This is a genomic window from Mesorhizobium sp. B2-4-12 (assembly GCF_006441575.1).
Classification (GTDB): domain Bacteria; phylum Pseudomonadota; class Alphaproteobacteria; order Rhizobiales; family Rhizobiaceae; genus Mesorhizobium.
Genome location: NZ_VFVC01000080.1, coordinates 1 through 11,339, shown reverse-complemented (window position 1 = coordinate 11,339; position 11,339 = coordinate 1). Strand labels below are relative to the sequence as shown.

Sequence of the window (11,339 nt, the reverse complement as noted above, 5' to 3'; positions counted from 1 at the left end):
GCTTCACCGCCGAGCAATGCACAAACTACTTCAGCGCCGCAGGTTACGAGCCAGAGTGATCAGATTCTGCTCTAGACATTCGATCTGTTCGGTACGGATATAACTGTCAGCAACGGGAAATCTATTACACGATGGTGTCGATGATACTTTCGAATGAGTCGATGAAACCGATGCAATGGAGCCTGATCACTAGCCCTTGTCTTTTCGATTTGCGTGGCAGCAAATGACCCGATCCGCCTGCCATGGCACATCGGAGGTCAATCCCGAGATCGACACTGCCGGCCATAGCCCGGAGGCGCAGATGCAAGCCTCCAAGCCGGGCGGAAGAATGGGATCGCTCGAAGTTCTTCTGGTCGTCGTTGCCGGCGATCGGACCAGATGGCGTGCAGAGACTTTCTGCCTGTAGGTGGTCAGGCCGGGAGCTTGAGAGCGCTGCTGTCGATCGGCATCTTTCGGAGGCGTTTTCCCGTGGCGGCAAAGATTGCGTTGGCCACGGCTGGGACGATCGCCGAGGTTCCGGTCTCGCCCATCCCGCCTGGCGCTTCGGTGCTGGGGATGATGTGAACTTCGACGGTCGGAGCTTCGTCTATGCGAAGAATTTCATATGTATCGAAGTTAGACTGTTCGACCCGGCCATTCTTCAGGGTTATCTCGCCATGAAATGCCGCCGTGATGCCAAACATGACTGCGCTCTGAATCTGTGCCTCGACCGTGTTGGGATTAACGACCATCCCGCAATCGACTGCGCAGACCACGCGCCTGACGCGAACCTTGCCGTCTTTCGAGACTTCGACCTCGGCAATCTGTGCGAGATAGCTGGCGAATGCATGCTGGACCGATGCGCCGCGACCGACACGTTCGGGTAGCTTCTCGCCCCAGCCGGCTTTTTCAGCAGCCAATTGCAGCACGGCCTTCGCGCGAGGCGTTTTGTCGAGAAGGGATAGCCGGTAAGCCACCGGGTCCTGCTTCGCGGCTGCGGCAAGCTCGTCCATGAAGCTCTCGGTCACGAACACATTGTGGGACGGTCCGACACTGCGCCAAAACGCGGTCTGAATGCCTGGCGGCTCCACCCGAACATATTCGACGTGCAAATTGGGTAGATCATAGACAAGATCTATCGCGCCCTCGGTGGTGTCGGAATCGAGCCCGTTCTTGAACACGGGAGGCGCCCATCTCGCGATCACCGAGGAACCAGCAAAACGGTTGCTCCAGGCGACCGGCATTCCTGCCTTGTCGAGACCGGCAGACAGCCGGTCGACGAACATTGGACGGTACATGTCGTGCTGAATGTCTTCCTCACGCGTCCATATGACCTTGATCGGTCCATCGACCTGTTTAGCGATCTCGACGGCACGAGCGACACCATCGACTTCGAGCCTACGACCGAAACCGCCGCCGATCAGGTGATTGTGTACGACGACCCGATCAAGCGGCAGACCCGCCACCTTCGCGGCGACAGCCTGAACGCGTCCTAGAACCTGGCTGCCCACCCAGATTTCGCAGCCATCCTTGTGCAGATGGACAGTGCAATTCATCGGCTCCATTGTCGCATGCGCGAGGAACGGTACCTGGTAGCCTGCTTCAACTTTGACGAGAGCGCCCGCCATCGCCGCATCGACGTCACCGACCGTCTGCGCAACGGTGCCCGGACCCAGTATCGCCTGCTCCAGCGCAGCGGCGACTGCTTCCGTGGTCAGGGCGGCGTTGGGTCCATCATCCCATTCGATCACCAGCGCATCGAGGCCCTTTTTCGCGGCACCCATGTGATCCGCCACAACGGCAACGGCATCCGCGAGCCGAACGATCTGTCGCACCCCGCTGACCGCCTTTGCCGCGGTATCGTTCACGCTCCTCACACGGCCGCCGAATACAGGCGATTGCGATAGCGTTACGATCTTCACGCCCGGCGGGCGGGCGTCGATGCCGAAGACCGCGGTTCCATTCACTTTGGCCGGCAGGTCAAGACGTTTGGCCGGTGTGCCGATGAGCTTGAACTCGTGCGGCAGCTTCAATGCAACGTTTTCTGGAATTGGCATTCGCGCCGCGTCGGTGCCGAGTTCGCCGAAGCCGAGACGTCGCCCTGTCGCGGCATGGATCACTTCACCACGCTCGGCATGGCAAGTCGCGGGATCGACATTCCAGCGCGTTGCCGCCGCCGAGATTAGCATTTGACGCGCGGCCGCGCCGGCCTGGCGAAGCGGCTTCCAGGCTCCTCGGATCGCATTCGAATTGCCGGTCGCCTGAACCCCGATGAGCGGGTTGGCGTAGAGCTTCTCATTGGGCGGCGCATGTTCCAGCCTCACCTGCCCCAATTCGACCTCCAGCTCTTCGGCGATGAGCATCGGAATCGACGTGTAGGTTCCCTGCCCCATTTCGACATAGGGCATCGTCAGCACGATCTGCCCATCGCTGCCGACGCGGATGAAGGCATTGGGGATGAACGTGCCGGCGTCGGCTGCCTCGGCCTCGCCGTTTGCCATTGGCAGGCCAAGACCGAGAACCAGGCCGCCTCCCGCAGCCGCGGCTACTTGCAAAAAGCCCCGCCGCGAGATGCCGTTTACCCTTGGTTGATGCCGAGGGGTAACTTGAGCTTCACCGTGACTGATCATGACTACCCTCCCCTCAACCTGCGGCGGCCTGTTTGATCGCATCGCGGATGCGAACATAAGTCCCACAGCGGCAGATGTTTCCTGACATCGCGTCATCGATGTCGCTGTCTGTCGGATGGGGGTTGCTGGCAAGCAACGCCGCCGCGGACATGATCTGTCCCGACTGGCAGTAACCGCACTGTGGCACTTCGAGGTCGAGCCAGGCCTGCTGTATCTTGGCGCCTGTCGCCGTCTTACCGACCGCTTCGATTGTCGTGATCGACGATTCGCCGATGCTGTCGATTGTGGTGATGCATGAGCGGAGTGGCTCGCCGTCGACATGCACGGTGCACGCACCACACAGCGCCTTGCCGCATCCGAATTTCGTGCCTGTCATTCCGAGCACGTCACGCAACACCCAAAGAAGCGGCGTGTCGTCATCGACATCGACGTTGTGCGTCTCACCGTTGACTTTGATGGCGAAGGGCATGGCTTCCTCCCTGGACCCTATAGTGGCGAGAGCGGCTCGCGCGTTGATGCGAGGATGCAGGAGCAGCACGCATGGATCGATTGTACGATGGTGTCGGCGATACCTTGGTATTGGGCGGTGTTTGTCAGCATGTCCGACCGCAGGAGGCTCCTAGGCCATCGTGTGAGCCACCCGCTTGGGCGCGGAAGAGACCTTCTAGTGCCCGATGTCGAGCTTGGCGGCGATATTGACAAGGTCGGCAAGGGAGTTGGCGTCCATCTTGCGCATGACCCGGCCCCGGTGCGCCTTTACGGTGATCTCGCTGATCCCGAGTTCGAAGGCGACCTGCTTGTTCAAAAGGCCAGTGACCACAAGCGCCATAACCTCCTGCTCACGGCGGCTGAGAGAGGCGTAATGGTCGCGCAGCGACTGCATCTCGGCACTGGCGGCAAGTGCAATTCGACTGCGGTCGATTGCCTGCTCGATTGCAGCCAACAGAACATCGTCAGAGAAGGGCTTTGTCAGAAACTCCACCGCTCCGGCTTTCATCGCCCGCACAGTCATCGGCACGTCACCATAGCCGGTGAGAAAGATAATCGGCATGTCCGCGCGCTCAACGGAAACCATTTTCTGCAAATCGAAACCATTGAGATCGGGAAGGTTTACGTCCAGGACCAGGCAATTCGGGACTGTCACCCGTGGGTGAGCGAGGAATTGCCGTGCGGACCCGAAAATTTCCGGCTGCCAGCCTGCCGAGCGGACTACCAGTTCCAGGGATTCGCGAACAGAAATGTCGTCGTCGACGATAAACACAATAGGCGTCTCTCCTGGCATGGATGCTGTTCCCCCTTCGTTTCGTGCGGTCTCCGAATGCATCGCAGCCATCCTCCAGTGATTGACCCTAGCGTAATGCCAAGTTCAGCGCGTGCTTAAGCTCTATATCGCTGAAAGGCTTGAACAGGCATTCCACCGCGCCCAGTCTTATAAGACGTTGGCGCACTGCATCATCTCTCTGGGCAGTGATGAAAACAATGGGAATGGATCGGCCGAGGCGCACCAGTTCCCGCAGCAATTCTGGGCCTGTCATGCCAGGCATACCGACGTCAAGGAGAAGGCAGCCGGCGGTTCCAATACCATCCGAGGCCAAAAACTCTTCCGCCGAAGAGAAAACTTTAGCGCCATAACCAAGCTCCTTGACAAGATCCGGCAAAGACTCGCGTATAGACTCGTCGTCATCGACAACGCACACAACCGGACGCCTAGCGTTCATGAATCTCCACCATTTTTTTGGTCCTGCTGACGAGGGCGCCCGTGGCGTCAGCGTCATCGGTCGTGATTTTGTTCTGGAAGGCCTCGCAAACAGCGAAACTGACCGCTCGGGCTATTCTTCGGTCGTGCGAAGTCGATGGCCCTGCTGACTGCTTCAAAGTGCCCTGCCCTTCAGTGCGACGGCGTCGGAATGGTTTAGGCTGCGGTTTGAAATCAAACTGACGGCCAAGACCCTGCGACCGTTCAATGGCTTCTCCAAGCATCAGACACACGGTGCCGGACCGGGCTGCAAGAGCGTAAGACGGACTGGCAAAAAACAGCGCGAGCAAGTCATGGCGCTGTCGGGCTCGCGGCCACCGAATTCGATCGCCATTGCCGTCCTCATCAGCTGCATGTGCGCCTGTGACAGTGCGCTGCTGCTCTGTCCGCGTCTATAGTCCCTTGGTGTCGGTTCTGGTTCTTTGCATGGTCGGCCAATCTGAACAGACACGAAGACGTCACGGATACCTTCCTGCAATGGATTTGCGGCGGCTCTTGGTCGATCTGTCTGCGCAGCCTTCCCAATCCCGATTTGAGCGCCCTGGCGACCAGCATCGGTCACGCAGCTGCTCTTCACCGAGAATCCAACTTGGCGGCAGGGGGGCGCGCATTGAGCGTGGTAAGATCAATTCAAAGGTACTGCATACACCTAAGTGTAATTGAATCCGTTCGCCGAACCTCAAACTATGTGGGTAGCCAAACCGTTCATCCAAAAAGGGAAGTCATGTCGGCAATCTCGTTATCACTAATGCGGGGCGAATTTGTCATGGCGCTTGCTGCGGGGCTGGTCCTGCTGCCGGCGATTGCCCGCGCCCAGGACGTCGAGGCGGGCAAAACTGTCTTCAAGAGATGCAGTGCCTGTCACAATGCGGAATCTGACAGCAACAGGATCGGCCCGACCCTCAAGGGGGTCGTCGGCCGGAACGCAGGTAGTCTGCCCGGCTTCAGTTTTTCCCAAAAGATGAAGGAAGCCGGAGCGAATGGGCTGGTTTGGAACGAGGCTGCGCTGGCCGAATTTCTGGCAAGCCCAAAGACCAAAGTCCCCGGCAACAGCATGACTTTCGCCGGGCTCAGAAATTCCGATGATGTAAAAAATGTAATCGCCTATCTGAAGAGCACGTCCCAATAACGGCTTGACGCGCGGGCCGACAAACTGATCCCCGTATGAAAAGCGGCCGGAACTCCCGGCGGATCGAATGTAACCATCGCGGGTAAATCATGCAGGAGCAGCTCTATCTTGATGACTTGGCCGTAGGCCGTCGGTTTGCCACCGGCACGCATCTCATCGATTCATCCCAGATCAAGCGGTTCGCCGCCGAATACGATCCGCAGCCGTTTCATCTCGATGAGGAGGCCGCGAACAACACCTTCTTCCATGGCCTCGCCGCCAGCGGCTGGCAAGTAGTTGCCATAACGATGCGGCTTATCGTCAGCAGCGGGCTTCCGATAGCAGGTGGCAACATCGGGGCGGGAGCTGAGATATCCTGGCCCAGGCCCACCCGACCGGGCGACGTTCTGCGGGCGACCGGGGAAATTGTCGACGTCCAGCCTTCGCGGTCAAAGCCCGACCGCGGCATGCTCACCTTGAAAATCGAGACGTTCAACCAGAAGGATGAGGTCGTTCAGGTAATGATTGTCAGGCAACTCGTCTTCCGGCGGCCGCCACAACCGGGCTAGGTATGGGTCCGCTGACGTCCACGACCGTCTCGGCTAACGTCCTGTGGTAGGTGTACACGATTCCACCCTTGGAGTGCGATGATGCGTTATATATCGGTCGACGTTGGATGCACGCGCGGGAACCTCCACGCGCCGGCGATTATCCCAGGTCGATCAGCCACGGTATTCAACGGGCTGGTGTCGCTTCCGAGACCTATTTTGCCGGCTTGGACAGCGTGAGCAATTGCGGACCTCGGCGCGCACATTGATCGATACGGCCTAATCTTCCCAGCCAAGATTCCGAGGGACGAAGAGACGCAAAGGATCGCGCAAATTCGTTGCTCTCGAGAGAGAGAGAGAGAGAGAGAGAGAGAGAGAGAGGCATATGGGGCGACCGGCAAAGCAACGGACGACTGGCATTTCCCCGGCAACGCGATACGATTTCTCCTGAGTGGCCTGGCTCCATCCGTGGCCGCCGGAGTTCGCGATATGGTGTCCGATCCACCCAGTGGCGCGCGTGCGGGTATCGGCTCTCAGGCCGTCTGGGAGGACGGCGAACGCGTTTTCCGCCGTGGCTGGCGACCGGATGAGAGCGGAAGGCAGCACGCTGTGCTGTTTGTGCAGCCCGCAACCGACCACCCTTCCCGTTCAAGCCTTGATCGTCTCGCCCATGAATACGAACTCAAGGATCAGCTCGACGAGACGTGGGCAGCGCGGCCATTGGACCTTGTGCACGGCGCCGGCCGCGTCGTGCTGGTACTCGAAGATGCAGGTGGCGAGCCACTCGACACGCTGCTTGGCGTCCCCATGGAGATGGGACATTTCCTGGGCCTCGCCATCGCAATCGCGACGGCGATTGGCAAGCTCCATCAGCGCAGTCTCGTCCACAAGGACATCAAGCCAGCCAATATTCTGGTCAACGCGCCGAGCAACGAGGTGCGGCTGACCGGGTTCGGCATCGCCTCTCGCCTATCGCGCGAGCGGCAGCCGCCTCACCCTCCGGAGACCATCGCCGGCACGCTCGCCTTTATGGCGCCAGAGCAGACGGGACGGATGAACCGGTCAATCGACTCCCGCAGCGACCTCTACGCACTCGGCGTCACGTTCTACCAAATGCTCACCGGCGTTTTGCCGTTTGCCGCTTCGGATCCTATGGAATGGGTCCACTGTCATCTGGCCAGGCGGCCGATGGCACCTACCGAACGGCTCAAAGAAATTCCAGGCGTCGTCTCGGCGATCGTCATGAAGCTGCTCGCGAAAAGGGCGGAAGACCGCTATCACACGGCCACCGGCCTCGAACGCGATCTTCGCCGCTGCCAGAGGGAATGGCAGGCACAGCGCCGGGCTAACGACTTTTCGCTTGGCGAACACGACACGCCCGACCGGCTGCTGATTCCAGAAAAACTCTACGGGCGGCGGCGCGAAGTGGAGACCCTGCTCGCTTCCTTTGATCGCGTCGTCAAAGGCGGCCCGCTGGAATTGGTCCTTGTGTCGGGCTATTCCGGTATCGGCAAGTCTTCAGTCGTCAATGAATTGCAGCCGGTGCTGGTACCACCACGCGGCCTTTTCGCTTCCGGCAAATTCGATCAGTACAACCGCAACATTCCTTACGCGACGTTGGCACAGGCCTTTCAAAGCCTCCTCCGGCCGCTGCTTGGCAAAAGCGAGGCCGACCTCGCGTCCTGGCGCGAGGCATTGCGGGCGGCACTCGGACCGAATGCAGGACTGATTGTCGATCTCGTCCCTGAAGTGAAGCTCATCATCGGAGAGCCACCACCGATCCCTGAGCTTCCGCCACAGGAAACGCAACGGCGTTTCCAGCTGGTGTTCCAACGATTCATCGAACTCTTCGCTCGGCCCGAGCATCCGTTGGCGCTTTTCCTGGATGACCTGCAATGGCTCGACGCGGCAACGCTCGATCTGTTGGAAGACCTGTTAAGTCGTGACCTGCGCAATCTCTTGCTTATTGGCGCCTACCGCGACAATGAAGTCACGGCATCACATCCTCTCATGGCTAAACTGGAGGCTATTCGGGCAACCGGCCGTGTTCAAAGCATCAGGCTCAATCCGCTGACGGTCGAAGATTTGGGAAGGCTTGTCGCCGACTCGCTTCATTGCACTGCGGAGCACGCCACCCCGCTCGCACAGCTGGTGCATGCGAAAACCGATGGCAATCCATTCTTCGTGATCCAATTCCTTCAGGCGCTGGCCGAGGAGGATCTTTTAGTCTTCGAACACGTGCAGGGGCGATGGTCCTGGAATCTCGCTGGCATCCACGCCAAACAATACACGGACAACGTTGTCGAGTTCCTGGCGCCACAGCTGACGCGACTACCGCTCGATACGCAGACCGCTTTGCGCCAGCTCGCTTGCCTGGGCAACACTGCTGATCTCGCAACGCTCTCGCTGGTTCTGCAGATGCCAGAGGAACAGGTGCATGCGACTCTGTGGGAGGGCCTGGGACAACAATTGATCGACCGTCTGGATCGTACCTACAAGTTCGTGCACGACCGTGTGCAGGAAGCCGCTTACGCATTGATCCCCGAGGAGCCGCGCTCCTTGGCGCATTTGCGAATAGGGCGACTGCTCGCGGCGCATATCCCCCCAGAACGGCAAGATGACGAAATCTTCACCATCGTCAGCCAGTTCGATCGAGCCGGGACATTGATCACTGATGAGGAGGAACGCGAGCAGGTCGCCGCATTCAACCTGATCGCGGGCAAGCGGGCCAAGGCGGCAAGCGCCGCCAGCGATGCGTTGCGGTATCTCGCGACCGGCCGGTCCTTGCTCGGGAACGACGGATGGACACGACAGTACAGGCTCGTCTTCGACCTTGAGCTTCATCTTGCGGAGTGCGAGTATCTTATCGGTCGGCTGGCGGACGCGGAGCAACGCCTCACAGCGCTGTCGAGGAAGGCGCAAAATGCCACCGACTCTGGCGCCGTCGTCCATCTGCAGGTCAATCTCTACATGGTGCTGGACCGAAGCGACGATGCCGTCGTCATCGGCCTTGCATATCTGAGGCAGCATCAACCTCGATGGTCGCTGCATCCGACATCCGAAGGGGTCAGGCAGGAGTGCAGTCGATTATGGCGGCGGATCGAAGCCCGCTCGATCGAGGCGTTGCTCGATCTGCCATTGATGAGCGATCCAGAGCAGCGGGCGACAATGAATGTGCTCACCGCGCTGATTGGGGCGGCGCAGTTCACTGACTTGAATCTCTTCCATCTCATCATCATTCGGATGGTGGCCCTCAGCCTTGAACACGGCAACATCGAAGGTTCGTGCCTCGCCTACGCTGTGCTTGGCAGCGTGCCAAGTTTCTATCCGGACCAATCCCAGGCCGGCTTTCGCGTCGGCAAAATGGCGCTGGATCTTGTCGAGAGACACGGGTTCGACCGTATCAGAGGCATGGCCTACTATGGATTTACCCTGTTCACGGCACACTGGACGCAGCCCCTGGCCACCTGCCAAGGATTGTTCCGACGCGCCTTCGAAGCCGCTCGCGATGTCGGGGATCTCACGATCGCGTCCTTCGCCCGCGTCGACTTGGTCACCAATCTTCTGGCAACTGGAGAGGCGCTTGACGCCGTAGAGCGAGAGGCAAAAAGCGCGCTCGCTTTCGTGCAAAGTGTAGGGTTCGGACTGATTGGCGATGTCATCGTGACGCAGCTTGGTCTTATTCGGACGCTGCGCGGACAAACCCCCAACCTAGGCTCGTTCGATGACGAGGAATTTCGCGAGAGCGACTTCGAGCAACATCTGGAAGGCGACGCCCGCCTGGCCATCGCGGCATCGCGGTACTGGATTCGAAAGCTGCAAGCCAAAGTCCATGCCGGCGACTACGCCGCCGCGGTGGAAGCTGCCTCGAAGTCAGCATCGCTGTTGTGGACGCTGCCAGCTCAACAGGAGCTGCCCGAATATCATTTCTATGCGGCTCTTGCTTGGGCAGGGCATTGTGACTCCACCGCAGCCGAGGAGCGGCACCAAGCATTGCAGGAGTTGAGAGCCCACAAGGGGCAAATCGCCGTATGGTCACAGAACGGGCCTGAGAATTTCGCTAATCGGGCAGCGCTGCTCGGCGCCGAATTGGCTCGACTCGAAGGACGAGAAGACGAAGCGATGCGACTTTACGAGCAAGCGGTACGCTTGGCACGGGAGCAAAGCTTTATTCACACGGAAGCGCTGGCCAACGAACTGGCCGCGCGATTCTGGGCTGCCCGCGGCTTCGAAACCGTTGCGCACGCGTATCTACGAGATGCCCGTTACGGCTATCTCCGCTGGGGCGCGGATGGAAAAGTGAGGCAACTCGAGCGGTTGTACCCTGATCTCAAGCATGAGCAGCCGACCCCCGCCCCTACGTCTACGATCACCGCACCCGTCGAGCATCTCGATCTCGCGACGGTCATCGAAGTCTCTCAGGCAATCTCGAGCGAGATGATCTTGGAAAAGCTGGTCGACAGGCTCATGCGCTTGGCTGTCGAGCACGCCGGCGCTGAGCGGGGCCTCCTGATTTCCCCCAACGGCGAGGAACTGCAGATCGATGCGGAAGCCACGGCGTACGGGAAGGACCTGGCCGTCCATGTAGGGCAACACCGTGCAAGCAACGCCGCCGCGCTACCAGAGTCACTTGTTCGCTACGCGATGCGCACACGGGATACGGTGATTCTCGACGATGCCTCGTCCCAGCACCCGTTTTCAGCCGATACCTACATCGTTCAGCATCGCGCCCGCTCGATTCTCGGTCTCCCATTGATCAATCAGGGAAAATCCATTGGCATTCTCTACCTGGAAAACACTCTGATGCCACACGTCTTCACGCCCGACCGCGTCACGGTGTTGAAGGTGCTTGCATCGCAAGCTGCTATAGCGCTCGAGAATTCGCGGCTTTATCGCGACCTTGCGGAAAGCGAGCGAAGTTTGCGCTCGGCAATTGACGGAATACCTGGTCTGGTCGCTATCCTGGCTCCGAACGGCGAGGTCGAAGCCGTCAATCTCCAAATCATCGAGTATTGTGGTCGATCCCTAGAGGAGTTGAGGAACTGGGGCACAGACGGAACCGTCCACCACGAAGACCTTCCCCGACTCGCTGAAATTTTCACGAGATCGATGGCCGCCGGGGTGCCCTACCAAATCGAACAACGTCTGCGCCGGTTTGACGGCGAATATCGGTGGTTTGAAAATCGCGGTATCCCTATTCGCGACGATGCCGGGCGTATTGCCCGTTGGTACATCTTGCTGACCGACATCGAGGATCGCACGCAAGCGCTGGCGCGATTGCAGCAGATGCAATCGGATTTCGCCCGCATGAACCGCGT

The 11,339-nt window shown here is 59.4% G+C and carries 7 protein-coding genes; 3 read left to right on the top strand and 4 right to left on the bottom strand.

Annotated features, from left to right (window positions below; genetic code table 11):
• Positions 1–410: 410 nt before the first annotated feature.
• The 4 genes from FJ934_RS27150 to FJ934_RS27135 all read right to left on the bottom strand — a co-directional run bounded on the left by FJ934_RS27150 (position 411) and on the right by FJ934_RS27135 (position 4,327).
• Entirely contained in the window at positions 411–2,609 is a 2,199-nt protein-coding gene (locus FJ934_RS27150) for a xanthine dehydrogenase family protein molybdopterin-binding subunit (RefSeq protein WP_140613482.1), read from the bottom strand.
• Between the two features lie 13 nt (positions 2,610–2,622).
• Entirely contained in the window at positions 2,623–3,078 is a 456-nt protein-coding gene (locus tag FJ934_RS27145; protein ID WP_140613481.1) for a (2Fe-2S)-binding protein, read from the bottom strand.
• Positions 3,079–3,273: 195 nt separating this feature from the next.
• A complete protein-coding gene (locus tag FJ934_RS27140; RefSeq protein WP_246671657.1) occupies positions 3,274–3,933 on the bottom strand; it encodes a response regulator in 660 nt (219 codons plus the stop codon).
• Positions 3,934–3,958: 25 nt separating this feature from the next.
• The gene (locus FJ934_RS27135) at positions 3,959–4,327 is read right to left on the bottom strand and encodes a response regulator (RefSeq protein WP_140613480.1); all 369 of its coding nucleotides are present in this window, start codon (positions 4,325–4,327) and stop codon (positions 3,959–3,961) included.
• A gap of 762 nt (positions 4,328–5,089) precedes the next feature.
• Between FJ934_RS27135 and FJ934_RS27130 the strand changes: the two genes are divergently transcribed.
• The 3 genes from FJ934_RS27130 to FJ934_RS27120 all read left to right on the top strand — a co-directional run.
• Positions 5,090–5,494, top strand: a complete 405-nt coding sequence (locus FJ934_RS27130; RefSeq protein WP_246671656.1) for a cytochrome c family protein — start codon at positions 5,090–5,092, stop codon at positions 5,492–5,494.
• Positions 5,495–5,583: 89 nt separating this feature from the next.
• Entirely contained in the window at positions 5,584–6,042 is a 459-nt protein-coding gene (locus tag FJ934_RS27125) for a MaoC family dehydratase (RefSeq protein ID WP_140613479.1), read from the top strand.
• Between the two features lie 468 nt (positions 6,043–6,510).
• Positions 6,511–11,339 (top strand): AAA family ATPase (locus FJ934_RS27120; RefSeq protein ID WP_140613478.1); only part of this gene is annotated, 4,829 nt, incomplete at its 3' end.

Excerpts from the sequence above, each read along its gene's own strand:
- FJ934_RS27150 (WP_140613482.1), bottom strand. The coding sequence starts at position 2,609 with ATGATCAGTCACGGTGAAGCTCAAGTTACCCCTCGGCATCAACCAAGG.
- FJ934_RS27145 (WP_140613481.1), bottom strand. The coding sequence starts at position 3,078 with ATGCCCTTCGCCATCAAAGTCAACGGTGAGACGCACAACGTCGATGTC.
- FJ934_RS27140 (WP_246671657.1), bottom strand. The coding sequence starts at position 3,933 with ATGCATTCGGAGACCGCACGAAACGAAGGGGGAACAGCATCCATGCCA.
- FJ934_RS27135 (WP_140613480.1), bottom strand. The coding sequence starts at position 4,327 with ATGAACGCTAGGCGTCCGGTTGTGTGCGTTGTCGATGACGACGAGTCT.
- FJ934_RS27130 (WP_246671656.1), top strand. The coding sequence starts at position 5,090 with ATGTCGGCAATCTCGTTATCACTAATGCGGGGCGAATTTGTCATGGCG.
- FJ934_RS27125 (WP_140613479.1), top strand. The coding sequence starts at position 5,584 with ATGCAGGAGCAGCTCTATCTTGATGACTTGGCCGTAGGCCGTCGGTTT.